The 24,127-nt window shown below is 63.9% G+C and carries 28 protein-coding genes; 5 read left to right on the top strand and 23 right to left on the bottom strand.

Going from position 1 to position 24,127, the window contains the following annotated elements; translation table 11 throughout:
- Nucleotides 1–39: 39 nt before the first annotated feature.
- The 4 genes from ptsP to AWB76_RS04315 all read right to left on the bottom strand — a co-directional run bounded on the left by ptsP (nt 40) and on the right by AWB76_RS04315 (nt 5,644).
- Nucleotides 40–2,628 carry a phosphoenolpyruvate--protein phosphotransferase gene (ptsP, locus tag AWB76_RS04330; protein ID WP_061158868.1) on the bottom strand — a complete coding sequence of 863 codons (2,589 nt, stop codon included), beginning with the start codon at nt 2,626–2,628 and terminating at the stop codon, nt 40–42.
- Nucleotides 2,629–2,641: 13 nt separating this feature from the next.
- Complete coding sequence (locus tag AWB76_RS04325) at nt 2,642–3,649, bottom strand: SIS domain-containing protein (RefSeq protein WP_061158867.1); 1,008 nt, start codon at nt 3,647–3,649, stop codon at nt 2,642–2,644.
- Nucleotides 3,642–4,745 (bottom strand): N-acetylglucosamine-6-phosphate deacetylase, encoded by a 1,104-nt coding sequence (nagA, locus tag AWB76_RS04320; protein ID WP_061158866.1) that lies wholly within the window; start codon nt 4,743–4,745, stop codon nt 3,642–3,644. Before nagA ends, AWB76_RS04325 begins: the two co-directional genes overlap by 8 nt.
- Nucleotides 4,746–4,909: 164 nt before the next feature.
- The gene (locus AWB76_RS04315; protein WP_061158865.1) at nt 4,910–5,644 is read right to left on the bottom strand and encodes a GntR family transcriptional regulator; all 735 of its coding nucleotides are present in this window, start codon (nt 5,642–5,644) and stop codon (nt 4,910–4,912) included.
- Nucleotides 5,645–5,964: 320 nt separating this feature from the next.
- On the opposite strand from AWB76_RS04315, the gene AWB76_RS04310 reads away from it, so the two are divergent.
- Nucleotides 5,965–6,891, top strand: coding sequence for a bifunctional helix-turn-helix transcriptional regulator/GNAT family N-acetyltransferase (locus AWB76_RS04310; protein ID WP_061158864.1), 927 nt, complete (start codon nt 5,965–5,967; stop codon nt 6,889–6,891).
- A 67-nt stretch (nt 6,892–6,958) separates the two neighbouring features.
- On the opposite strand, the gene AWB76_RS04305 is transcribed toward AWB76_RS04310, so the two are convergent.
- Nucleotides 6,959–7,768 (bottom strand): MetQ/NlpA family ABC transporter substrate-binding protein, encoded by an 810-nt coding sequence (locus AWB76_RS04305; RefSeq protein WP_061158863.1) that lies wholly within the window; start codon nt 7,766–7,768, stop codon nt 6,959–6,961.
- A 202-nt stretch (nt 7,769–7,970) separates the two neighbouring features.
- Between AWB76_RS04305 and AWB76_RS04300 the strand changes: the two genes are divergently transcribed.
- Nucleotides 7,971–8,270, top strand: coding sequence for a YciI family protein (locus tag AWB76_RS04300; RefSeq protein ID WP_061158862.1), 300 nt, complete (start codon nt 7,971–7,973; stop codon nt 8,268–8,270).
- Nucleotides 8,271–8,304: 34 nt separating this feature from the next.
- Here AWB76_RS04300 and AWB76_RS04295 read toward each other — a convergent pair whose 3' ends face one another.
- Genes AWB76_RS04295 through AWB76_RS04275 form a run of 5 tightly spaced genes read right to left on the bottom strand, consistent with a single transcriptional unit; the run spans nt 8,305 to nt 12,361 of the window.
- A complete protein-coding gene (locus AWB76_RS04295; protein ID WP_061158861.1) occupies nt 8,305–8,895 on the bottom strand; it encodes an SCO family protein in 591 nt (196 codons plus the stop codon).
- Complete coding sequence (gene cyoE / locus AWB76_RS04290; protein WP_061158860.1) at nt 8,892–9,797, bottom strand: heme o synthase; 906 nt, start codon at nt 9,795–9,797, stop codon at nt 8,892–8,894. The genes AWB76_RS04295 and cyoE overlap by 4 nt, the downstream gene beginning before the upstream one ends.
- Nucleotides 9,798–9,806: 9 nt before the next feature.
- Nucleotides 9,807–10,919, bottom strand: a complete 1,113-nt coding sequence (locus AWB76_RS04285) for a COX15/CtaA family protein (protein ID WP_061158859.1) — start codon at nt 10,917–10,919, stop codon at nt 9,807–9,809.
- Between the two features lie 20 nt (nt 10,920–10,939).
- Nucleotides 10,940–11,578: an SCO family protein gene (locus AWB76_RS04280; protein ID WP_061158858.1), complete on the bottom strand. Its 639-nt coding sequence runs from the start codon at nt 11,576–11,578 to the stop codon at nt 10,940–10,942.
- 30 nt (nt 11,579–11,608) lie between these two features.
- Nucleotides 11,609–12,361 (bottom strand): SURF1 family protein, encoded by a 753-nt coding sequence (locus AWB76_RS04275; RefSeq protein ID WP_061159020.1) that lies wholly within the window; start codon nt 12,359–12,361, stop codon nt 11,609–11,611.
- Between the two features lie 125 nt (nt 12,362–12,486).
- Between AWB76_RS04275 and AWB76_RS04270 the strand changes: the two genes are divergently transcribed.
- Nucleotides 12,487–12,696 carry a twin transmembrane helix small protein gene (locus tag AWB76_RS04270; RefSeq protein WP_061158857.1) on the top strand — a complete coding sequence of 70 codons (210 nt, stop codon included), beginning with the start codon at nt 12,487–12,489 and terminating at the stop codon, nt 12,694–12,696.
- A gap of 207 nt (nt 12,697–12,903) precedes the next feature.
- On the opposite strand, the gene AWB76_RS04265 is transcribed toward AWB76_RS04270, so the two are convergent.
- The 8 genes from AWB76_RS04265 to AWB76_RS04235 all read right to left on the bottom strand — a co-directional run bounded on the left by AWB76_RS04265 (nt 12,904) and on the right by AWB76_RS04235 (nt 19,879).
- Nucleotides 12,904–13,761 carry a cytochrome c oxidase subunit 3 gene (locus tag AWB76_RS04265; RefSeq protein WP_061158856.1) on the bottom strand — a complete coding sequence of 286 codons (858 nt, stop codon included), beginning with the start codon at nt 13,759–13,761 and terminating at the stop codon, nt 12,904–12,906.
- A gap of 67 nt (nt 13,762–13,828) precedes the next feature.
- Nucleotides 13,829–14,032 carry a DUF2970 domain-containing protein gene (locus AWB76_RS04260; protein WP_061159019.1) on the bottom strand — a complete coding sequence of 68 codons (204 nt, stop codon included), beginning with the start codon at nt 14,030–14,032 and terminating at the stop codon, nt 13,829–13,831.
- Between the two features lie 5 nt (nt 14,033–14,037).
- Nucleotides 14,038–14,610, bottom strand: a complete 573-nt coding sequence (locus tag AWB76_RS04255; RefSeq protein WP_061158855.1) for a cytochrome c oxidase assembly protein — start codon at nt 14,608–14,610, stop codon at nt 14,038–14,040.
- Between the two features lie 9 nt (nt 14,611–14,619).
- The gene (locus AWB76_RS40360) at nt 14,620–14,760 is read right to left on the bottom strand and encodes a cytochrome oxidase small assembly protein (protein WP_086972134.1); all 141 of its coding nucleotides are present in this window, start codon (nt 14,758–14,760) and stop codon (nt 14,620–14,622) included.
- 63 nt (nt 14,761–14,823) lie between these two features.
- The gene (ctaD, locus tag AWB76_RS04250; RefSeq protein ID WP_008351764.1) at nt 14,824–16,434 is read right to left on the bottom strand and encodes a cytochrome c oxidase subunit I; all 1,611 of its coding nucleotides are present in this window, start codon (nt 16,432–16,434) and stop codon (nt 14,824–14,826) included.
- 96 nt (nt 16,435–16,530) lie between these two features.
- Entirely contained in the window at nt 16,531–18,150 is a 1,620-nt protein-coding gene (gene coxB / locus AWB76_RS04245; RefSeq protein WP_061158854.1) for a cytochrome c oxidase subunit II, read from the bottom strand.
- 42 nt (nt 18,151–18,192) lie between these two features.
- Nucleotides 18,193–18,666, bottom strand: coding sequence for a DUF2244 domain-containing protein (locus AWB76_RS04240; protein ID WP_061158853.1), 474 nt, complete (start codon nt 18,664–18,666; stop codon nt 18,193–18,195).
- Between the two features lie 232 nt (nt 18,667–18,898).
- A complete protein-coding gene (locus AWB76_RS04235; RefSeq protein ID WP_061158852.1) occupies nt 18,899–19,879 on the bottom strand; it encodes a methyltransferase domain-containing protein in 981 nt (326 codons plus the stop codon).
- A 233-nt stretch (nt 19,880–20,112) separates the two neighbouring features.
- On the opposite strand from AWB76_RS04235, the gene AWB76_RS04230 reads away from it, so the two are divergent.
- Both AWB76_RS04230 and trmL read left to right on the top strand, forming a co-directional pair.
- On the top strand, nt 20,113–20,814 hold the full coding sequence (locus AWB76_RS04230; protein ID WP_244173209.1) for a ComF family protein: 702 nt from the start codon (nt 20,113–20,115) through the stop codon (nt 20,812–20,814).
- A gap of 22 nt (nt 20,815–20,836) precedes the next feature.
- Complete coding sequence (gene trmL / locus AWB76_RS04225; protein ID WP_061158851.1) at nt 20,837–21,307, top strand: tRNA (uridine(34)/cytosine(34)/5-carboxymethylaminomethyluridine(34)-2'-O)-methyltransferase TrmL; 471 nt, start codon at nt 20,837–20,839, stop codon at nt 21,305–21,307.
- Here the strand turns inward: trmL and AWB76_RS04220 are convergent.
- The 5 genes from AWB76_RS04220 to AWB76_RS04200 form a co-directional block, all read right to left on the bottom strand.
- Nucleotides 21,304–21,819, bottom strand: coding sequence for an O-acetyl-ADP-ribose deacetylase (locus AWB76_RS04220; protein WP_061158850.1), 516 nt, complete (start codon nt 21,817–21,819; stop codon nt 21,304–21,306). The two genes, trmL and AWB76_RS04220, sit on opposite strands and share 4 nt — an antisense overlap.
- A 15-nt stretch (nt 21,820–21,834) precedes the next feature.
- Complete coding sequence (locus tag AWB76_RS04215) at nt 21,835–22,833, bottom strand: NAD(P)H-dependent glycerol-3-phosphate dehydrogenase (protein WP_061158849.1); 999 nt, start codon at nt 22,831–22,833, stop codon at nt 21,835–21,837.
- Nucleotides 22,834–22,861: 28 nt separating this feature from the next.
- Nucleotides 22,862–23,332 carry a protein-export chaperone SecB gene (gene secB, locus AWB76_RS04210; RefSeq protein ID WP_061158848.1) on the bottom strand — a complete coding sequence of 157 codons (471 nt, stop codon included), beginning with the start codon at nt 23,330–23,332 and terminating at the stop codon, nt 22,862–22,864.
- Nucleotides 23,333–23,400: 68 nt separating this feature from the next.
- Entirely contained in the window at nt 23,401–23,661 is a 261-nt protein-coding gene (gene grxC / locus AWB76_RS04205) for a glutaredoxin 3 (protein ID WP_061158847.1), read from the bottom strand.
- Complete coding sequence (locus AWB76_RS04200) at nt 23,658–24,083, bottom strand: rhodanese-like domain-containing protein (RefSeq protein WP_061158846.1); 426 nt, start codon at nt 24,081–24,083, stop codon at nt 23,658–23,660. Before AWB76_RS04200 ends, grxC begins: the two co-directional genes overlap by 4 nt.
- Nucleotides 24,084–24,127 lie beyond the last annotated feature (44 nt).

Below are 24,127 nucleotides of genomic sequence, written 5' to 3'. Positions count from 1 at the left end.
GCTAAAAAAGGCTCCGCGAATCGTTGGCAAGCCGAACGTTCAGTCCTGCGGCCAGATTTCGCGGCTTGCCGCTCTTACTGCCTGAGCCGATTCGAGCGCGAGACAGTCCTCGGCGCGCTGGCGGCACAGTTGGTAATCGAGATTGCGCACGCGCGCCTTGATGCCCGGCACGGACACCGGATCGACCGACAATTCCGTCACGCCGAGCCCGATGAGCAACGGCGCCGCGACCGGATCGCCGCCGAGCGCGCCGCACACGCCGACCCACTTGCCGTGCTTCTCCGCGCCCTGCACCGCCGCCTTGATGAGACGCAGCACGGCCGGATGCAGCCCGTCGGATTGCGCGGCGAGATCGGGCTGGCAACGGTCCATCGCGAGCGTGTACTGCGTGAGATCGTTGGTGCCGATCGAGAGGAAATCCGCGTGCTTCGCGAGCTGATCGGCAAGCAGCGCCGCCGACGGCACTTCGATCATCACGCCCACTTCGACCGGATCGGTGCGGCCCGCTTCGCGCGCCAGTTCGTCGATGCGCGCACGCAGGCGCTGCAGTTCGCCGGAATCGGTGACCATCGGCAGAAGGATGCGCACCGCGCCCGCCGGCTTCACGGCGAGCAGGCCGCGCAACTGGTCGTCGAGCAGATCCGGGCGCACTTGCGCGAGACGGATGCCGCGCAGACCGAGCGCCGGGTTCTCTTCGGGCGGCAGCGTCAGATAGTCGACTTCCTTGTCCGCGCCGACATCGAGCGTGCGGATGATCGCGGTGCGGCCCTGCAAGGCATCGACGATGCCCTGATAGCTCTCCGTGTGCTCCGCGACCGTCGGCGCCGACTGGCGATGGATGAACAGCAGCTCCGTGCGCAGGAGGCCGACCGCATCGGCGCCGTTCTCGACGGCGGCTTTGGCGTCGTCGAGCGTCGCGATGTTCGCGGCGACTTCGATCGCGCGGCCATCTTTCGTCGATGCCGCTTCGCGCGACAGTTTGCGATTCGCTTCTCGCACGCCCGCGAGCCGGTCGCGTTCGTTGCGCGCGCGTTCGACGTCGATCGTGCTCGGCGCATGTTCGATGCGCCCCGCCGATGCATCCACGACGACTTGCGTGCCTTCGGGAATCGCGTGCAACGCATCGCCGATCGCGACGAGCGCCGGAATGCCGATCTGCCGCGCGATGATCGCCGCGTGCGAAGTCGCGCCGCCGCGCGCCATCACGAGCGCGGTGACACGTGTGCGGTCGAGCGACGACAGATCCGACGGCGTGAATTCGATAGCCGCGAGCACGGCTTCCTGCGGCAATTCGCGCGCCGCCGTGTTCGTGAGACCGAGCGCGCGCAACACGCGCTTTTCGATATCGCGCAGATCGGCCGCGCGCTCGGCGAGCAAGTCGTCCTGCACGTTCGACAGCAGCGCGATCTGCGCGCGGATCGCCTCGCGCCACGCAAAGCCCGCGCTCTTGCCGAGGCTGATCAGATCGCGCGCGGCATCGACGAGCGTCGGGTCTTCGAGCAGCACGCGATGCACCGCGAAGATGCCCGCTTCGCCGACCGCGCCACGCTGCGACGCGGTGCGCACGGTTTCGCCAAGTTCGGCGTCGACTTGCGCGATGGCTTTATCGAGCGCACGGCTTTCCGCCGCCGACTGACCGCTCGCCTGTTCCGGCGGCACGATGTCCTGATCGTCCCAGCGCACGAGCTTGCCCACCGCGATGCCCGGCGCGGCGCACACGCCCGCGAGCGTGTTCGGCGGCAACGGCTCGCCCGTTCGCGTGGCCTGCACCACCGGCGCGGGCGACTTCGCGCGCGCGGGCGTCTCTTCGACTTCGCCCTGCGCCGCGCGCAGCAATTCCGTCGCGACCGCGTCGACGGCCTCTCGCGCCTTTGCGCCGATGCCGACCAGCTCGATGGTCGCGCCCTCGCCCGCACCGAGACCGAGCAGCCCGACCACGCTTTCCACCGGCGCTTTCTTGCCTTCGTAACGCACTTCGACCTTCGCATCGAAACCGCGCGCGGCTTCCCGCGCCCGCGCCGCCGGACGTGCATGCAGGCCGCCCGCGTGCGCCAGCGTGAGGCTGCGGCGCGCTTCTTCCAGCACAACCGCGCCCGTGCGCGCCGACTCGGCTTTCTCGCCGTCTTTCGCGCGCAGCACCAGCAAGCGCGACCCGGCTTTCAGCACGCCGCGGCCGGCGCGCTCGGCGACGTCGAACGCATCGCCATTGGCGACCGCGATCACCGAAACGAGGCTCGGCGCGTGCTGCGCGACGAAATCCGCGTCGAATTCGATCAGCGGCTCGCCCGCGCGCACCGTCGCGCCTTGCTGAACCTTCGGCGTGAAGCCCTTGCCGCCCAGCTCGACGGTGTCGATGCCAATATGCACGAGAATCTCCGCGCCTTCCTTCGTGCGCAGCGTCACGGCGTGATGCGTGCGCGCGAGATGCGTGATGGTGCCGTCGCAGGGCGAGACGAGCACGTTATCGAGCGGATCGATGCCGATGCCGTCGCCGAACATGCCTTCGGCGAACACGGGATCGGGCACGTCGGCGAGCGGCACGACAGGACCGGTGAACGGCGAGAGCAACACGACGTCGTTCGGGTTATCGATGGAATGGTTCAACAGTGACTCCTCGGCACGGCGCATCGGCGTTTCTCACTCAATGGGTTTCGGTGACCTTGTTCAGGTGGCGCGGCGCGTCGGGATTGCGCCCGCGCGCGGCGGCCAGACCCGCGGCCATCACATAGAACGACAGAATCGCGGCGATCGGATCGAGCGCCGGGTGATCGGTGGCGACGAGCGGCAGTTCCGCCTCGGCGACATCGGCGGGCGCTGCGAGCAGCACGCGCGCGCCGCGAGCGCGCATGTCGGCGGCGAGCTGGACGAGCCCCGCCTGCTCCGGCCCGCGCGGCGCGAACACGAGCAGCGGATAGTCGCGGTCGATGATTTCCATCGGCCCGTGACGCACTTCCGCGCTCGAAAACGCCTCGGCCTGGATGCCCGATGTTTCCTTCAGCTTGAGCGCGGCTTCCTGCGCGATGGCGAGACCGAGGCCACGGCCGATCACAATCATGCGATCGACGTTCTTCAGTTCGTCGACGGCGCGGGTCCAGTCGAGCTTGCCCGCGGCGCGCAGCTTTTCCGGCAGCGATTCGAGCGCCTTCAGCAATTCGACGTCGCGCTGAACGTGCGCGATCACGATGGCCGACAGCGACAGCATCGCGATATAGCTCTTGGTCGCGGCAACCGACAGCTCGGGACCGGCGAGCAATGGCAGGAAGTATTCGCACGCGCTTTCGAGCGGCGAACCGGTGACGTTGACGGCCGCGACAGTGAACGCGCCCGCGTCGCGCAGCGCCTGCATCGTGCCGACGAGATCGGGGCTCTTGCCCGACTGCGAAAATGCGACGGCGAGCTGCCCGGAGACACGCAGCGGCGCCTGCTGCAACGTGGCGACGGACATCGGCAGCGAGGCGACCGGCACGCCGATGCGGCTCATCGTCAGGCTTGCGAAATAACTGGCGGCGTGGTCCGAGCTGCCGCGCGCAACCGTCAGCGCGACATTGCGCGGCTGCTCCTTGAGCTTCTCCGCGAGCGCTTCGATGCGGGAGGTATCGGCAAGCTGGGCCGCGACGACGTCGGCGGACTCCAGCGCCTCATTAAGCATATTCGACAATTGATTCTCCTTCGACATACGTGGCGGTCAGCGCGTGTTCCCGGTCGAGCACGACGAGATCGGCCCATGCGCCGCGCGCGATGCGCCCGCGGTCTTCGAGTCCGAGATAGTCGGCGGGGAAACGCGACAGGCGATTCGAGACGTCCGCGAGCGGAATGCCCAGCGAGACGAGATTGCGCAGCGCCTGATCCATCGTCAGGGTGCTGCCGGCGAGCGTGCCGTCCGCGAGACGCACGCCGCCCATGCATTTGGTGACGTGCTGGCTGCCGAGACGATATTCGCCATCGGGCATGCCGGCCGCCGACGTGCTGTCGGTCACGACATAGAGACGCGGGATCGCGCGCATCGCGGCGCGGATGGCGCCCGGATGCACGTGCAGCAGATCGGGAATCAGTTCCGCGTATTCGGCGTGCGCGAGCGCCGCGCCGACCATGCCGGGATCGCGGTGATGCAGCGGCGACATCGCGTTGAACAGATGCGTGAAGCCGCGCGCGCCGTGCTTGAGCGCGTTGACGGCGTCGTCGTACGTGCCGAGCGAATGGCCGAGCTGCACGCGCACGCCGCGCGCGGCCAGTTCGGCGATGATATCGAGATGGCCGGAAATCTCCGGCGCGATCGTGACGACGCGGATCGGCGCGAGCTCGAGGTACTTGAGCACTTCATCGCGCACTGCGACGGCGGCCGCGTCCGGCTGCGCGCCGAGCTTGCCGGGATTGATGTACGGGCCTTCCAGATGCACGCCCAGCATGCGCGCGCCGCCCGCGGCACGGTGCTTCGCCTGTTCGCCGAGCCCGGCGACGACGGCCATGAGCTCGTCGCGCGGCGCGGTCATCGTGGTGGCGAGCAGGCTCGTGGTGCCGTGCTGCGCGTGCTGCCGCGCGACGGTGTCCGCCGCGTCGCCGCCTTCCATGATGTCGCGCCCGCCGCCGCCGTGCACGTGCAGGTCGATGAAGCCCGGCAGGATGAAGGGCGCGTCGTTGCCAAGCGGATCGACGATATGGCCTTCGAGCGCCGTCACGCGGCCGTTCTCGATGCGGATCGAGCCGTGGATCCAGCCGTCCGTCGTGAGTATGTTTCCTTTCAGCATGAATTTCTCTGGAAGTACGCGATGCATGGATGAGGTTCAGTGCCGTCCGCGCCGTGCTGCGAGCAGGCTTTCGTCGCGAAAAAAGCGAACGGCTTCCTTGGGTCCTCTCGTTCTCTTGTTTGCTCTGTTGATGCGTCTTGAGTCATGCGCGTCTGTGCCGACGCTTATCGATGCAGTTCCGCGACGAAGTCGTAGTAGTCGTCGCGGCAGTAGGTATCGGTCAGTTCGATCGCGCGCTGATCCGCCGAATAGCCGATGCGCGTGATCACGAGCAGCGCCGCGCGCGGCGCGACGCCCATCAGCCGCGCAATCTCCGCGCCGGCGTTCACCGCGCGAAAGTGCTGCAACGCGCGCACCACCGACAACCCGCGCGTCTCCAGATACCGGTACAACGACGCGCCGATCGCCAGCGGATCAGGCACCGCGGCGACCGGCAAGGTCGAATGCTCGACCGCCATCACGATGCCGTCCGCGCACCGCAACCGCCTGAGGCTCGCCACAGCCGCGCCCGGCGACAACCCGAGGCGCACGGCTTCGTCGCGATTCGCTGCCCGCAGTCCGCGATCGAGCCAGATCGAGTCCGGCTTGAAACCGCGCTGCTCCATCTTCCGGGTGAAACCGGTGAGCCGGGAAAGCGGATCTTCGACGCGCGGCGTGATGAAACTGCCCGCGCCGCGCACGCGCCGGATCAAGCCTTGCTCGACGAGCAGCGCAATGGCTTTTCTCGCCGTGATTCGCGAAACACCGACGCCTTCAGACAGCGTGCGTTCGGACGGCAAAGCCTCGCCGGCCGACCAGTTGCCCGCGTGAATCGCGGTCGCAAGACGCGACGCCAGTTGCAGATAAAGCGGCGTGTCGCTTTGCGCGTCGGGCGCAAGGTATTGCCAGCGATGCTCCATCGAGCGCTCTCATCTCCCAGGTTGGAGCCCATTATATAACCAACATAATACCAGTCAACGCTCAGGCAACACCTCAGGACAAAGGTCAAATTTATCTAAAAATCAATGAGTTATGGCAATGTTTAGCGAGATGGATAATACAAGTTGACCATCGGGACTTACCCGAATGGCCGATCCACTTAGCGAACTGGTTCCTTAACTGCGGAATAACGCATTTTTCGGGCATTTTCGTATTCGCACGATCGTTCTTCTTTGGCACAATGGGCGCGTTAATTCGGATTCAAAAGTAATTCCAACAAATCCTCTGAGAGACTTTCGAGATGGGCAGTTCCGACCCGAGCCGTGCCGTAGAAGCGGTACGCCGCTTTAACCGTTTTTACGCGCGCCATACCGGCGCGCTTCATGAGCGGCTGCATAAAAGCTGCTTCTCCCTGACTGAAGTCCGCATTCTTCATGAGCTGGCGCAACAGCGAGCCACCACGGCTGCGGATCTGTCACGCAACCTCGGCCTGGATACGGGTTATCTCAGCCGGTTGATCAACAACTTCCAGAAACTCGGCCTCGTCGTGCGGCGAAAGAACGAGTCGGATGGCCGGGCGCATTTGCTGCATATCACGCCCGAGGCAAAAGCGCAGGTCGACGAAATCGATCTGCATGTGTCGGCGGAGGCGGCCACGCTGCTCAAGCGGCTGACGGCGGCCGAGATCGAACAGCTCTGCACGGCGATGGCGGACGTCGAGCGCCTGCTCTCGCCTGTGAACGTCGACGGAGAAACGCGGCTGCGCGTGCCGCGCGCCGGCGACTTCGGCTGGATGATCGAACGCCAGGCGCATCTCTATACCGGCGACAGACCGAAGCTTTTCAGAGAAGCGCGTACGGCGAAGGTGATCGCCCGCTTCCTTTCCGAGATGCAGACGAGCACGCCGCGCATCGCTTGCTGGGTGGCCGAGCAGAACACTGCCACGCGCGTCGGTGCGGCGATACTTACTGCGGAGTCCGAAACCCGCGCGCGCATCGAACTGCTGTTCGTCGAACCGGGCGCTCGGCGGCGCGGGCTGGGCGAGCGACTCGTCGCGGCATGCACGAACTTCGCGCACGGCGCCCGTTACGATCAGGTGATCTGCCGTCTCGATGAACCTCACGAAGATCTCTGCGCGCTGTTTCATCGAACGGGTTTCTCGCCGGTGCAGGAAGACTCCACGGGCATCCTGTGGCAGCGCGAGTTGCAGCACATTTGCGTCGACTGAAACACGGCGGCGCACATGAAAACGGCGTCCCGAGGGACGCCGTTATGCGTGCGTCATGCAATGACGCTCAGAACGAAGGCACCACCGAGCCCTTGAATTCGCTCTTGAGGAACTGCCGCACGTCGTCGGACTGATAGGCCGCGACCAACTTCTTCACCCACGGCTGATCCTTGTCTTTCGCGCGCACCGCAATCAGATTCGCGTACGGGCTATGCACGTCCTCGAGCGCGATCGCGTCCTTCGTCGGTTGCAGGCCGGCCGCAAGCGCGAAGTTCGTGTTGATGGCGGCGGCATCGACGTCGGCGAGCGTGCGCGGCAGTTGCGCGGCATCCAGCTCGACGAGCTTGATCTTCTTCGGATTGTCCGCCACGTCGAGGGCCGTCGCGCTATTGCCGTTCGTGCCGGCGCCCGCCTTCAGCTTGATCACGCCCTGCGATTGCAACAGCAGCAGCGCCCGATTTTCGTTCGACGGATCATTCGGCACCGCGACCTTCGCGCCTTGCGGCAGATCCTTCAGCGACTTCAGTTTCTTCGAATACACGCCGAGCGGCGAAATATACGTCAGCCCCGCGTTCACGATCTTGTAGCCGCGCTGCTTCACCTGACTGTCGAGATACGGCTGATGCTGAAAACTGTTCGCGTCGAGATCGCCGGCGTCGAGTGCTGCGTTCGGCTGCACGTAGTCGTTGAACTCGATCACTTTCACATTGAGGCCTTCGCGCTTCGCGACCTTCTGCACGACTTGCCAGATCTGCGCGTCAGGGCCGCTGATGGTGCCGACCTTGATCACCTTGTCATCGGCGTGAGCGAGGCTCGTGACCAACGCGGCGGACGCCGCGACGGCGGTAATGGCTTTAAGCAAATTTCTGCGCTGCATGGTGTTCCTGTTTCGATGATGCGTTCTTGCTGGGGTTGCGTGATTCCTCGCCGGCGGGTTTTCAAACCGGGTGACGGATGTTCGCACAACCGTGGTGCGACGTGAAATACAGAATGCTCATGTGAATATCCGCTGCGGCGAGGGCGGGGATAGAATCGTGACAGAACGTCACAAACCCTTTGCGCCGGAGCCGAACCTCATCATGTACGTGATCAATCTCCGATACACCGGCGCGCTCGCCGAAATCGACGATGCCCTCGACGCGCATCGCATCTATCTCGAACGCTATTTCGCGGCGGGCGTGTTCGTCATGGCCGGGCCGAAGGTGCCGCGCGAAGGCGGCGTCATCGTGGCGTCGGGTATCGAACGTGATCGGCTCGATGCGATCATCGCGGAAGACCCGTTCTCGCAGCAGGGACTCGCGCACTACGACATCATCGAATTCAAGGCGACGCGGCTTGCGCCCGGCCTGAATCTGCCCGAGCCGTCTTCGGAGCGCTGAAATGAAAAGTGGCCCGTAAGGGCCACTTTCGCAATCAGTCGATCAACAGCTTCAGGTCGTGAACCCAGGGCTCCACGCCTTGCCCGTCGCGCGCGAAGAGACGCAGCTTGCCGTCCTTGTCGAAGACATAGCTCGCGGCGGTGTGATCCATCGTGTAGTCGCCGGGTGTCTTGCCCTGCGACTTCGCGTAGTACACCCGAAAGTCTTTCGCGATCTTCGCGAGCTGCGCGTCGTCGGCGGGACGCAAGCCGATATACGACGAGTTGAACGCCGCCACATATTGACCGAGCAGATCGGGCGTGTCGCGCGCCGGATCGACGGTGACCATCAGCACCTGCACGTCCTTCGACTTGTCGCCGAGTTGCTGCATCGCTTGCGAGAGTTCGGCGAGCGTGGTCGGGCAGACGTCCGGGCAATGCGTATAGCCGAAAAACAGCACGACCGCCTTGCCCTTGAAGTCCGCGAGCGTGCGCGTCTTGCCGTGGCTGTCGGGCAGCGAGAAGTCGCTGCCGAACTGCTTGTTGCCGGTGATATCGAGATTCTTGAAATCGGGCGCCTTCTCGCACGCCGAAAGCAGCGCCGCGAAAACCAGCAGCGCGAATACGCGACGAAGAACGCTCATCATGCGCCGATCACCGTGCGCACGTAATGATCGACGAGCAACGCGCCGAACAGCAGCGACAGATACACGATCGAATAGCGGAAGGTCTTGCGCGCGAGCGCGTCCGAATACTCGCGATACATCTTCCACGCATAGCCGATGAACCCCGCGCCGAGCGCGATCGCGCTCGCCAGATACACGACGCCGCTCATGCCGGAGATATACGGCATCAGCGTGACCGCGAACAGCACGAGCGTGTACAGGAAGATGTTGAGCAGCGTGTATTTCTCGCCGTGCGTGACGGGGAGCATCGGCAGGCCGGCGTTCTCGTAGTCCTTACGGCGATACAGCGCGAGCGCCCAGAAATGCGGCGGCGTCCACACAAAGATGATCAGCACGAGAATCCACGCGTCGCCGGGCACGTGGCCCGTCACGGCGGCCCAGCCGAGCGCCGGCGGCATGGCGCCCGACGCGCCGCCGATCACGATGTTCTGCGGCGTATAGGGCTTGAGCAGCAGCGTGTAGATGACCGCATAGCCGACGAACGTGGCGATGGTGAGCCACATCGTGAGCGGATTGGTGAACGTGTAGAGCGTCCACATGCCGACGCCGCCGAGCACCGCCGAGAACGTCAGAATCTGCGCCGGCGTGATCTGTCCGCGCGCGGACGGACGCCATGCGGTGCGGCGCATTTTCGCATCGACTTTTTGCTCGACGAGACAATTGATTGCAAATGCCGCGCCGGCCAGCAACCAGATGCCGACGGCGCCGCCGATCAGCTTGTCCCACGGCACCATGCCGGGCGTGGACAGGAACATGCCGATGACGGCACAGAACACGGCGAGTTGCGTGACGCGCGGCTTGGTCAGCGCGAGATACTGCGACGCGCGGCTGCCGAGAGGGGAATTGAGTGTCGTGCTATCCATGATGTGGAGTCACGCTGAAACGACGTCGCGCGCGGGAACTGCGGCGCGGCCGGGACGGCTGGAAGAGATTCGAAAGTTTAGCATAACGAGTAGCAGCAACAGGATCGCGGCCCCGCCGTTGTGCGCCACCGCAACAGGCAGCGGCCACTGCAGGACGATGTTCGACATGCCCGTCAGGAACTGGAGGACGATCAACAACAATACGCCGTTTGCGGGCTTGCGAAGTGACTCGAAACGTCGCAGCCGCAGCGCGAGCCAGAGCAGATACAGGACGACGACGACCGCGAACGTCCGATGCGTCCAGTGAATCGCGACGAGCGCATCCTGCGAGATCACGTCGCCGTCGCCGGTCATGCCGAGCGCGCGCCAGAGATGGAAGCCGTGCTCGAAGTTCATCGGCGGAATCCATTGGCCGTTGCACAGCGGAAAGTCCGTGCACGCGAGCACCGCGTAGTTCGTGCTGACCCAGCCGCCGAGCGCGATCTGCACGACGAGCAGCAGCAAGCCGAACGCGGCGGCGGGCATCCAGCGCGCGGCGGCGGAATCGAGCGACGGAATCGGCGTCATGCGCGCCGCCAGCCAGCCGAGCACGCCGAGCAGCGCGAGTCCGAGCAGCAGGTGCGTCGTGACGATCACCGGTTGCAGCTTCAACGTGACGGTCCACGCGCCGAACGCGCCTTGCAGCAGGATGAGCAGCAGAATGCCGGTAGGCCACCACGGCGACACGTGCAGCGGACGCTTCTTCACGCGCGCCGTCCACGCGATGATCACCTGCGCGATGATCAGCACGCCGATCGCCATCGCGAAATAGCGATGCAGCATCTCGATCCACGCCTTCACCATGCTGACGGGGCCGGTCGGCATCGCCTGATACGCGGCCGCGATCTGCGCATGCGCGATGAACGGCGACGACGTGCCGTAGCAGCCCGGCCAGTCCGGGCAGCCGAGGCCGGAATCGGTCAGGCGCGTGAAGCCGCCGAACATGATGAGATCGAGCGTCAGAAACGTCGTGAGCCAGACGAGCTTCCTGAACTTATCGTCGTCGGCTTTCACCCACACATACGAGAGCGGCAACAGCGCGATGCAGATGCCGATCATTCCCAGTTGCAATACATAACTCATGCTTCACCTTCAACCGCGTTTTAGCCAATGCGCGACCACTTCAGAAGCTTCGCCACATCCGCGTTGATCTTCTTCGGATCGGGATTCTTCGGGAAGCGCATCATCAGATTGCCGTTCGGATCGACGAGAAAGATGTGATCCGTGAGTTTTGTGCCGCCGTCGACAGGCAGCCACGCCGCGATCGCCTTTTCGTCGGCGACGAGCATACGCGTGTCGGGCTGCGGGTACGCGTTTTTGATGACGTCGGCGACCGGCTTGCCATCGGTGCGCAGCCAGACGTTCACGACGCGATCGCGCTCGCCGTTCTGCAACACGCGCACTTGGCGCATGAAATAGAGACGCGTCGCGCATTGCTCGTCGCAGTCGCTGCCGTTGACCATGATCATCAGCCATTTGCCTTCGAGCGACTTGAACGGCAGGCTCTGCCCTTTTTCATCGGTGACGGCGAGTTGCGCCGGAATCGGACGTTGCGGCTCGATCAGCGTGCCGTAGCTCGACGTGCCGCCCGCCGGCTTGATCACGTAGTACATGAGATAGGACGCGATTACCGGCGCGGCGCACACGAGGGCGAGCAGCACGAGCATCCATCGGCCGCTGACCCAGGAGCCTTTCTTCGTCGGGCGTTGCTGCGCGTTGGCAGCGGAGCGTTGTGATTGCATCGGTAAAAACGTCTCTCTGTTCGTCAGTGTTCAGGCGTGGTGCTCGGCTTCTTCATCGGATTCGCCGCCTTCGTCTCCCGCGTCGCGCTTCTTCGCGGCACGGCGCGCGGCATACAGGCCGAATGCGATGGCCGCGGCCGCCATGCCCCACCACTGGAGCATGTAGCCGTAATTGCGCTCGACGCCGAGTGTCGGCGCGGGCCAGTCGCGCACGAGCTTGTCGCCGGTGTCGTTGGTCTGCTGGATCACGAACGGCTGGAACGCGAGCCCGGTTTCGGCCGCGTACGCGCGGACGTCCAGGTTCTGGCGAATCTCCTTGTGCGCGGCCGATCCGCCGCTGCCCAGTTCGAACGCCTGCGACGCATTCGCGCGCGCGATCCCTTTCACGTCGACGACACCCTTCGGCGTCTCGTACGGCTCGATGCCCGTGCGGTCCGCCATGTTGCGCGGCAGCCATCCGCGATTCACGAGCACGTAACCGCCGCCCTCGAGTTTAAGCGGCATCACGACATAAAAGCCTGGCTGGTCGTTATACGGACGATTGTCCAGATACACGACGCGCTCCGGCATGAATTCGCCGCGCGCCTCCACGCGATGGAATTCGATCGACTTGAGCGGCATCGGTTCGACGCCGACTTCCTGCGAGGGCGCATTCTCGAACGCGACGATCTGCGCGTTGAGCGCCTCTTTCTGATGCGCGCGATCGCGCTGCCAGAAGCCGAGACGTACCGTCACCGCGACGACGATCAGAATCAGGAGCGCGGGCCAGAATCGAATCTTCATGCCGCGCACCCGATCGCCGGCATCCGGCCGGGCGCTGCACGGCACGATCCGTCGAGTGAGATAATGAGATGATCCGAATTCATACCGCTCACTGTGGTTCCTGAGCAAAATCGCTGGCTGGTTTCATGCACATCATCGTTGCTATTGCATTCATCCTTATCATCGGCAGCCTGGGCTCGGCGCTCTACTTCATGATGACCGACCGCGGCCGGACGAAGCGCATGGTGTGGTCGCTCGCCGCCCGCGTCGGGCTGTCCATCTCGCTTTTCCTCTTCATCCTGTTCGCGCACTGGATGGGCTGGATTCAGTCGTCCGGCATTCCGATGGGACGCTGATCGCGACGATACGCGCAACGCGCGCACCGCCCCACGAGGCGAATTGTCGCGCGCGGCATCAACACGCACCGATTCTTCAAACGACAACGCCGCCCCTTGAGACATCGAGGGCGGCGTGTTGATCACTGCTTCTTTGCTCTCGGACCGGCGTCGCCGCCGGCCTTGCATCGCGGACGGCGCATCGCGCCCGCCCGCTCCGGTATTCCCTTACAGCCAGTAGACGACGACGTACAGACCCAGCCACACGACGTCGACGAAGTGCCAGTACCACGCGGCGCCTTCGAACGCGAAGTGGTGCTCCGCCGTGAAGTGGCCGCGGATCAGGCGGATCATCACCACCGCCAGCATCGTGCCGCCGAGGAACACGTGGAAGCCGTGGAAGCCGGTCAGCAGGAAGAACGTCGAGCCGTAGACGCCGGAGTTCAGCGTCAGGTTCAGTTCGTTGTACGCGTGGAAATACTCGTAGCCCTGGCAGAACAGGAAGATGATACCGAGCAGAACCGTCGCGCCCAGCCAGATGATCGCCTTCCTGCGATGATCTTCACGCAGCGCATGGTGCGCCACCGTCAGCGTCGCGCCGGAGGACAGCAGGAGCGCCGTGTTGATGGTCGGCAGGGGCCACGGCACCATCGCGCGGAAATGCGGCACGAGCGCGGCGGGGCCGTTGTTCGGCCACACGGCGGTAAAGTCCGGCCAGATCAGCTTGTAGTCGAGGCTGCCGAGTTCGTGCATCGCGATGGCGCGCGCGTAGAACAATGCGCCGAAGAACGCCGCGAAGAACATCACTTCGGAAAAGATGAACCAGCTCATGCTCCAGCGGTACGACACATCCACGCGCTTGCCGTACATGCCGCCTTCGGATTCGGAGATCGCGTCGCCGAACCAGTGCCACAGCACGAACAGCACGAACAACAGGCCGATGAACGTGCCGACCGGCCCGAAGCTATGACCGTTCACCCACGACGCCAGCGAGGCCAGCATGATCAGCAAGCCACTTGCAGCCATCACCGGATGCCGCGACGGATGCGGCACGAAATAGTACGGGCTCTCGTTTTGACCGCTCATTGTTGATTCTCCACTTCGATCCAGTTGCTTGAATTTTCTTTCGACGCCGATGCTCTCGACGTTCCGTCTATCCCACTACCGCGCGCACGATCAGCAGCAACACGACGATGAACAGCACCGCCCCGATGACGCCCGCCGCGATCAGATGCAGCGGGTTCAGCTGCGCCGCGTCGCTTTCCAGGTCCGCCCGGCGGCGTACGCCGAAGAACGACCAGAACACCGCCTTCACGAGCTTGAGAAAACCGCCCTTGTTCGGCGTGTTCGCGCTCATGGCCGTCACGAACCCTTCGCGACCGACTTCGGCGCGTTCAGCTCGAAGAACGTGTACGACAGCGTGATCGTCTTCACGTCCTTCGGCAGCTTCGGATCGACGACGAACACGACCGGCATGCGCTTGGTCTCGTTCGGTGCGAGCGTCTGCTGCGTGAAACAGAAACATTCGATCTTCTTGAAGAACTCGGTGGCCTGCTTCGGCGCATAGCTCGGAATGGCCTGCGCGTTCACCGTGCGGTTCTGCTCGTTGGTCACGTCGTACATCACCGTCATCACTTCGCCGGGGTGAATGTCCAGCGCGTTCTGCTCCGGCTTGAACTTCAGCGGGCCGCGCGCGTTCGCATCGAATTCGATCGAAATCGTGCGGCTCATGTCCACCTGCGTGTTCTTCGCCTCCCGCGCGCCCACATCCTTCTGCACGAGGTTGTTGATGCCGGTGATCTGGCAGATCGCGCGGTACATGGGCACGAGCGCGAAACCGAAGCCGAACATCAGCGCGGCAACGACGAAGAGCTTGACCAGCATCGACCGGTTGAACGACCGGTCGACGTGCGGATTTTCCTGCTGAGTGGACACGTTGCTTTCCTACCCTCGCGACAACAGGTATTGCCTGACGACGATACCCAGAAAGAAGACGGCGGCAATCAACATCATGATGATTCCGAGCCGCTTGTTGCCCGCGCGGATTTCCTCGGGCGTGCGTCTTTTTTGTGGATTCGGGGCCATGCTTTCCTGACTTTTCATTCGCGGGACATGCTCGATGCACGTCCCGCGAATCGTACAAACGACTTATTCGACCGTCGGCGGATTTTCGAACGTATGGAACGGCGCCGGGCTCGGCACGGTCCATTCGAGGCCTTCCGCGCCATCCCACGGCTTGTCGGACGCCTTCTCCAGCTCGCCGCCGCCGCGATACGTCGGCAGCGCGACCGCGAACAGGAAGTACACCTGCGCGAGGCCGAAGCCGAATGCGCCGATCGTCGCGACCTGGTTGAAGTCCGTGAACTGCGCCGGGTAATCCGCATAACGGCGCGGCATGCCGGCGAGACCCAGGAAGTGCATCGGGAAGAACGTGATGTTGAAGAAGATCATCGACGCCCAGAAGTGGATCTTCCCGCGCATTTCGTTGTACATCCAGCCGGTCCACTTCGGCGCCCAGTAGTACCAGCCCGCGAACAGCGCGAACAGCGAACCCGCCACCAGCACGTAGTGGAAGTGCGCCACCACGTAGTAAGTGCCGTGCATCTGGATGTCGAGCGGCGCCATCGACAGGATCAGGCCCGTGAAGCCGCCCATCGTGAACACGAACAGGAAGCCGATCGCGAAGAGCATCGGGGTTTCGAACGACAGCGCGCCGCGCCACATCGTCGCCACCCAGTTGAACACCTTCACGCCCGTCGGCACGGCGATCAGCATCGTCGCGTACATGAAGAAGAGCTGGCCCGTCACCGGCATGCCGGTCGCGAACATGTGGTGCGCCCACACCATGAACGACAGAATCGCGATCGATGCGGTTGCGTACACCATCGAGCTATAGCCGAACAGCGGCTTGCGCGAGAACGCCGGGATCACCTGCGACACGATCCCGAACGCCGGCAAGATCATGATGTACACCTCGGGGTGACCGAAGAACCAGAAGATGTGCTGGTACATGACCGGGTCGCCGCCGCCCGCCGCATTGAAGAACGACGTGCCGAAGTGACGGTCGAACAGCACCATCGTGATCGCGCCCGCCAGAACCGGCATCACGGCGATCAGCAGATACGCGGTGATGAGCCACGTCCACGCGAACATCGGCATCTTCATGAGCGTCATGCCAGGCGCGCGCATGTTCAGGATCGTCACGACGATGTTGATGCCGCCCATGATCGACGACGCACCCATGATGTGGACCGCGAAAATCGCGAAGTCCATGCCCGGGCCCATCTGCGTGGAGAGCGGTGCGTACAGCGTCCAGCCGGCAGCGGTTGCGCCGCCCGGCACGAAGAACGAGCCGACGAGCAGAACCGCAGCGGCCGGCAGCAGCCAGAAGCTGAAGTTGTTCATGCGCGCGAACGCCATGTCCGATGCGCCGATCTGCAGCGGCACCATCCAGTTCGCGAAACCGACGAACGCCGGCATGATCGCGCCGAACACCATGATGAGGCCGTGCATGGTGGTCAGCTGATTGAAGAACTCGGGGCGCATGATCTGCAGGCCCGGCTCGAACAGCTCGGCACGGATGCCGAGCGCCATCACGCCTCCGGAGAGGAACATGATGAAGGAGAACAGCAGGTACAGCGTACCGATGTCCTTGTGGTTGGTGGCGAAGAGCCACCGGCGCCAGCCATGCGGCGTCTCGTGCGCATGGTCGTGCGCGTGGTCGTGACCTGCGCCTACATCGTGTCCGATGCTAGACATGACAATCATCTCCTAAAGCGAATACTCGGGGCACTTGGCAATGACGCGTGCGCTTTCCGTTGCTATGCGGCGAAGGAAAGCGGCACGCTCGGCACGTCAAGCAGCCGGACTGATTTCCACGCGGCGGGCTTCCTTGTTATCGGCGCCGCCCGTGATGGTTTCCGGTTTCTTCAACACAATGCGGTCTTCCGACACGCCCGCTGCCTTCAGCGCGTCACGCACGGCTTGCGCGCGGCGCTTGGCGAGATCGGCGTTCTTGTCGGCATTGCCGGTCGCATCCGTGAAACCCGACAACGCGATCTTCGCGTCCGGATGCGCCTTCGCGTAGGCCGCTGCCGCGTCCACCGCGCTTTTCGCGTCGGCGGGCAGCGTGTCCTTGCCCGTCTCGAAATAGATGCTGGCAGGCAGAGCGGCGGCTTGCGACGCCTCCGCACCCGACGATGCAGCCGGTGCGCTCGCGTCCGCTGCCGCGGGTGCTGCGCTCGCTGCTTCGGGCGCCGGTGCCGCCGCCGCTGCCTTGCCGCCGCCTTCGGGCATCTTGCCCGCCTTGGCGTCGATGACTTGCTTCGGTTGCAGCAGGTCGCCGGTGTGGTTGCTCCAGCTATTGCGCTCGAACGTGACGACCGATGCGATCTCGACATCGTTCAACACGCTTTGCCACGGCGGCATGGCGCCCTTGCCGTGCAGCACGATATTCAGATGGTCCGCAATCGAGCCGTTCGCGATCTTTGAGCCGTCGAGCGCCGGGAACTGGCCCGCGCCCTTGCCGGTCGGCTGGTGGCAGACCGCGCAGTTCGACGAGTAGACCTGCTGGCCGCGCGCCATCAGTTCATCCTTCGTGTACGTCTTGAGCGGATCGTCCTGGCCGGCGGCCATCTTCTTCTTTTGCGCATCGACCCACTTCGCGTAGTCGTCAGCCGACAGCACTTCGACGACCACCGGCATGTACGCGTGCTCCTTGCCGCACAGTTCCGTACAGAAGCCGCGATACGTGCCCACCTTTTCGGCCTTGAACCACGTGTCGCGCACGAAGCCCGGAATCGCATCCTGCTTCACGCCGAACGCCGGCACGTACCACGAGTGCACGACGTCGTTCGCCGTGGTGATGATGCGGATTTTCTTGTCGACCGGCACGACGAGCGGGTTGTCGACTTCCTGCAGATACAGCGTGGAGATCGGCTTCTGGCCGTTGGTTTCGCTGCGCGGCGTGGAGAGCGTGGAGAGGAAGTTGATGCCCTCGCCCGGACCCTTCACGTAATCGTAGCCCCACTTCCACTGATAGCCGGTGACCTTCACGGTGAGGTCGGCGTTGGACGTGTCCTTCATCGCGACGACGGCCTTCGTGGCCGGCAGCGCCATCAGAATGACGATGATGAACGGCGCAATCGTCCAGATGATTTCGACCGTGGTGCTCTCGTGGAAGTTGGCCGGCTTGAAGCCTTTCGACTTGCGATGCATGAACATCGAATAGAACATCACGCCGAACACGCCAACGAAGATGACGGTACAGATGATGAGCATGAAGATATGGAGGCCGTAGAGCTCCTCGGCGATCTTCGTCACGGGCGGCTGGAAGTTGATCTCGTTGACAGCGGGACCGCCTGGACTGTTTTCGACCGCCAGGGCAGCGCCGGCGGTAAGCAGTGCGCCCGCCGCCAGCACGCCCGAGAGGGCTCGCTTGATTGTTTTCATAGCATCCTTACCCAAATTTTCCATTCAAACCCTCGACCCCCGTGGCATCGCACCCGCCGGCTCCTCTCAAAGACGTCTCAGCGACGCCTGCAACTCGGCAGCAAATTGTTTGCGACGATGCTGTGCAAGGTGTTGTCCGATTTTCACCGATTGACCGCGCGATACGATCGTGAGCGGCTCTCTCGGCGTCGCGCCCGCTTCGACCCGCACCCAGCGCGGGTTGAACTCGAACTGCGTCAGCTCTTCGGCGTTCATCTGTTCGATCAACAACCGGTTTTGGTACAGCCGGATTCGTTCGTAGTCGACGGCATGGCGCGCGTAAATCAGGAACGCGACACCCACGACCGTCAGCTCGATTCCGGTGAACGGCAGCACCAGCCAGGCGCCGTTCAGAAACAGCAGCGTTGCGATTGCCAGCGAAAACAGCGCAAGCGACACATAGAAGCGCACGAACTGACGCGGCGAGACCGAGCAGTTTCGCTTCATCATCCAGTCCTTGATGACCGGCCCGGACTCCGTCAGCGTCTGGCTGGCTTGCATCGCTGCCTCCCTCAATCCGCACGCAATCACATACATTTGCTCGGATTTCGCCCAAATTTGTATCGGTTCAGGCGACAAACTGACGCATTATAGGCGTCTTAAGTGGCATCCACAAGCAAGGGTCGTAACCTCGCAAAGCCAAGCGCCACAAGCTTCTGCGCCCTTTTGACGCACCTTTTTGCACGCTTTTTCCGCGCAAATTTCAGACATAACAACCGTGCTCTTTACCGATTCATCGTTTCGGTCTGGAGCCTTTTCCAATATCTTCCAGACGAACGATGCCGTGCCCTTCGGCCGTCGTGCGCGGCACCGCCTTCCAGGCGTGGCCGTAGATCACTTCGAAGGTGAGCGGGATCGTGCCGTCGTCGCGGCGCAGCGCTTCGAGCGCCTGATGCACCGCGCCGCGCACGGTCTTCACGTCCGCGCGGCCTGCGTCGAACGCGCGCGCGAACGGATAGGCGCCCCAGCGGGATACGTCGGCGAACAGCGATTCGGGCGATTTGTATGTGATGGTCAGCACCTCCTGATCCATCACCGGAATTTCGAAGCCGCTTTCCACGAGCATGTCGCCGAGATCGTGCATGTCGACGAAATCGATCGTATGCGGCTCGGATGTCAGCCCGAGCGTGCGCTCCGCTTCGCGATACGCGGCGCGAAGCTCGCGCAGCGTGTCCGGGCCGAACGTGCTGAACATCAGGAGGCCGTTTACCTTCAGCACGCGCTGCCATTCGGGGAACACGAGATCAGGCCGCGCATGCCAGTGCAGCGCGAGATTCGACCACAGCAATTCGAACGCGCCCGACACGAACGGCAGCTCGGAGAAATCCGCCTGCGCGAGTTGCGGGCCGCGTGCGCCGAAGGCCTTGGCGAGCGTAGAGGGAAGAAAGCGCCGCCAGCCCGCGCCGTTGTCGGCGTCCGCGGCTTCGGCGGCGCGGGCGCGCGCGAGCATCGCGGACGAAATATCGACGCCGGTCACCGACGCCTCTGCGAAGCGTTCCCGCAGACCGCCCAGGTCCGCCCCGGCGCCGCACGCCGCATCGAGGATGCGCGTCGGCGCGACCTTGATGTATTCGAGCCGCTCGCGCATGCGCTCCGCGATCTCGCGCGGCAGGAACGCGACCTCGTCGAAAGCGGCGGCGCGACCGTCGAAGATCGCGCACAAAAGGCGCGGATCATAGGCCGGACGGCTAGTTTTAGGGGATGTCGGGGGCATGTCGATCTTTTTGCGGAGAGTGCGAAGTATACTCGGTCGTCTCGAAAACGACCCATGCGAAGTGCTGATACGAGGCATAAACACTTCGTAAGGCGCAACGAATGCGCGTGTTTAGCGCATCGAGCCGCGATTTTTCCGCTACCGCAGTCATGAAAACCGACAGTCTCCGCCCTTCCTTCCGGACGCCCGTTACCACGCGCGCTCGCGGATTCGCGTCGGCGGCGCAACGGCTCATGTCGCGCGCGCTGCCGGGTCAGTGCGCGTTATGCGGCAATTTGTCGCAAGATGTGTTGTGCGCCGGATGCGACGCGCAGTACTGGAACGAGCCGCGCCTGCGCTGCGCGACGTGCGCGCTGCCGCTGGCGGCGTCGGTCATGAGACGCGAACGCGAGGACATCCGCGTGCATTGCGCCGCGTGTCTCGACGCGCCGCCCGCGTTCAACGACACGCTCGCGCTCGCCGACTATCGCGCGCCGCTCGATACGCTCGTCGTCGAATTGAAGTTTCGTGCGCGCCTCGCCGCGGGCGAAGCATTTGCGCGGCAGTTGCATGCGGTCTTCGAGGACAGCAATCTGCCCGCGCCGGACGTGATCGTGCCGATGCCGCTCTCGCGTATGCGCCTCGTCGCGCGCGGCTATAACCAGGCGTGGTCCATCGCGCGCCCGCTCGCCCGCATGATGCGCGTGCGCGGCGACGCGTCGATGGTCACCCGTGTGCGGCATACGTCGGCACAATCGCGGCTCGATCAGGAAACGCGCCGCCGCAATGTCGCGAGCGCGTTCGCCGTTTCGGGCGATGTGCGTGGCAAGCATGTCGGCGTCGTCGACGATGTGATGACATCCGGCGCCACGCTCGACGCGCTCGCCCGCACGCTCAAGTTATCCGGCGCGCGGCGCGTCAGCAATTTCGTCGCGCTACGCACGCCGAAAGATTAATCACCTCATTCAGAAGCAATCCATGTTCAACGTCGTACTCGTCGAACCCGAAATCCCGCCGAACACCGGCAACGTGATCCGCCTGTGCGCGAACACGGGCGCGCGCCTGCATCTGATCGAGCCGCTCGGCTTTCCGCTCGACGACGCGAAGATGCGCCGCGCCGGTCTCGACTATCACGAGTACGCCGAAATGAACGTGCACGCGAACTGGGATGCCTTCATCGCGAAGGAAGCGCCTGACGCCACGCGCATGTTCGCGTTCACGACGCGCGGCTCGTCACCGTTCTTCGATCACGCGTTCAAGCCGGGAGACTGGTTCGTGTTCGGCGCGGAAACGCGCGGCCTCGCGCCCGATTTGCTCGCGCGCTTTCCGAACGAACAGCGCGTGCGTCTGCCGATGCGGCCGGGCAATCGCAGCCTGAATCTGTCGAATACGGTGGCGATCGTGACGTTCGAGGCGTGGCGACAGGCGGGCTTCGAAGGCGGCGCTTAAGCCTTGGCCGCGTCGAGTTCGGCGCGATAGCGCGCGAGCATGTCGTCCTGAAAGCACACGAAAACGACGCGCTGCACGGCGGGCGTGGAAGGCAATGTGTCGATGACCGTGCGCACCGCGATCTTCACGGCTTGCTCGGGCGGAAAGTGATAGATGCCGCAACTGATCGCGGGAAAGGCAATCGATTCGCAGCCGGCTTCCTGCGCGAGTTCCAGCGAGCGCCGGTAGCAGTTCGCGAGCAGTTCGGACTCGTTTTTCCTGCCGCCGCTCCAGCGTGGCCCAACTGCGTGAATGACGTGCTTCGCGGGCAGATCGTAGCCGCGTGTGATTTTCGCGTCGCCGGTTTCGCAGCCGCCGAGCGTCTCGCACTCGCGCAGCAAGCCTTTTCCCGCTCTGCGATGTATCGCGCCGTCGACACCGCCGCCGCCGAGCAGCGACGTGTTCGCCGCATTGACGATGGCATCGACGTCGAGCGTGGTGATGTCGGCTTTCAGCGCTTCGAGCTTGGCCATCGCACACGCCTCCGATTACTCTGCTTTTGCGTCCCGGCTGAGTAGCGCCTGCACGGCATCGCGCGGCGTCACGTTGTCGAAGAGCACGCGGCATACCGCCTGCGTGATCGGCATATCGATGCCGCGCGATTTCGCGAGCCCGAGCACGGCGCGCGCGCATCGCACGCCTTCCGCGACATGGCCGAGCGCCGCGAGAATCTCGTCGAGCGTGCGTCCGCTCGCGAGCTGCATGCCGACGGTGCGGTTGCGCGACAGATCGCCCGTCGCGGTGAGAATCAGATCGCCCAGGCCGGTCAGCCCGGTGAAGGTTTCCGCGCGGCCGCCGAGCGCGACGCCCAGACGCGACATTTCCGCGAGCCCGCGCGTGATCAGCGCCGCGCGCGCGTTCAGGCCGAGGCCGAGGCCATCGGAGATGCCGGTCGCGATTGCGAGCACGTTTTTCACCGCGCCGCCCACTTCGACGCCGATCACGTCGTCGCCGGTATAGATGCGCATCGCGCCGTGATGGAACGCCGCGACCGTGCGCGCGCCCAGTTCCGCCGATGCGCTCGCGACCGTCAGCGCGACCGGCAAGCCCTGCCCTACTTCGCGCGCGAAGCTCGGACCGGACAGCGTGCCGTTGCTCCGATGCTGGGGCAGTTCGGCTGCGACGACTTCGTTAGGCAGACATTGCGTATCCGCCTCGAAGCCTTTGCAAAGCCAGACGATATGCGCCGGCACGACGCCGGCCTCTCGCATCGCGCGGCACAGCGCACGCAAACCGGCGACGGGCGTAGCGACGACACACAATGCATCGTCCGCCGATGCATGCGCGAGCGCCGCGGCGAAATCCGCCTCGAATGCAAGCGCGTGCGGCAACGCCACGCCTGGCAGATAGCGCGTGTTTTCGTGCGTGCGGGAAAGAGATTCGATGAGCGCGACATCGCGCGCCCAGAGCTTCGTGTCGTGCCGGGTCGCGAGGTGGCCCGCAAGTGCGGTGCCCCACGCGCCGGCGCCGAGAACGGCTACTTTCATGCTCGGCTCCGGTCCGGCAGCGTGAGCGTCAGTGCGTCGCGCCGTTCGCCGCGCCTTCCTGGGCGCCTGCGAGCTGGGCGATGCGTTGCTCGTACAGCGCCTGGAAGTTGATTTCCGCGAGGTGGATCGGCGGGAAACCAGCGCGGGTGATCGCGTCGGCGATATTCGAACGCAGATACGGGAACAGGATCGTCGGGCATGCGATGCCGACGAGCGGGTCGATCTGCTCGCCCGGAATATTGCGGATATCGAAGATGCCTGCCTGCTTGGCTTCGATCAGGAACGCGACCTTGTCCGTGACCTTCGCCGTGACCGTGCCCGTGACCAGCACTTCGAAGACGCTTTCCGCGAGGCGGTCGGCCTTCACGTCGACTTCGACTTCCACCGACGGCATTTCCTGCTCGAGGAAGATGGCCGGCGAATTCGGCTGCTCGAGCGACATGTCCTTCAGATAGATGCGCTGGATGTTGAAAAACGGCTGGTTGTTCTCGTCAGACATAATGATTCCCTAGGTATTTCGGTATGCGGTGCGCTCTTTGTTTTGAATCGCGCGCCGCGAGCGTGTGTTCAGACCGATTCCAGCAGCGGCACGAGGCCGCCTTTGCGGTCGAGCGCGGACAGATCGTCGTAGCCGCCGACGTGCGTTTCGCCGATGTACACCTGCGGCACGGTACGCCGTCCGGTGCGCGTCATCATCTCCTCGCGCCGGCCGGGCTCGCGATCGATCAGGATCTTCTCGATCGTTTCGACCCCGCGGGACTTTAAAAGACGTTCGGCCATCTGGCAATACGGGCACACGACCGTGCTGTACATCAACACTTTCTTCACTTGACTGCTCCTTGTTTCACCACCGGCATGCCTGCTTTTTGCCAGGCGTCTACTCCACCTTGCAAAACGTGGACCTCGGCATAACCCGCCTCGGACACGCTGCGGCTCGCGCGCTGCGATTCTTGACCGGTTTGGCAAACGAGCACGACCGGATTGCTCTTATTCTTCGCGATCTGGCCGATTTTTGCTTGAAGCTCCGTCAATTCGACGTTTCGTGCCGACGGCAGATGCCCCTTCGCGAATTCCGCGGCGGGCCGCAGATCGACGATCACGGCGTTGCGCCGGTTGATGAGCGTCGTGGCTTCGGCGGCGGAGATGCCGCCGCGTCCGCGCCGCGTGATGGCAGGCCACAGGAGCAGCGCGCCGGAAACGAGCGCGATAACGATAAGTGCGATATTCGTGTAATCAGTGAAAAACTTCACGTCGAGGGCCGCCGAAATTGAGTAGGAAAGGAAGAAAGGGAAAT

Source organism: Caballeronia temeraria (assembly GCF_001544795.2).
Lineage (GTDB): Bacteria > Pseudomonadota > Gammaproteobacteria > Burkholderiales > Burkholderiaceae > Caballeronia > Caballeronia temeraria.
Note: the sequence above shows the minus strand (reverse complement) of the source record. Positions and strands in the feature narration are given on the sequence as shown.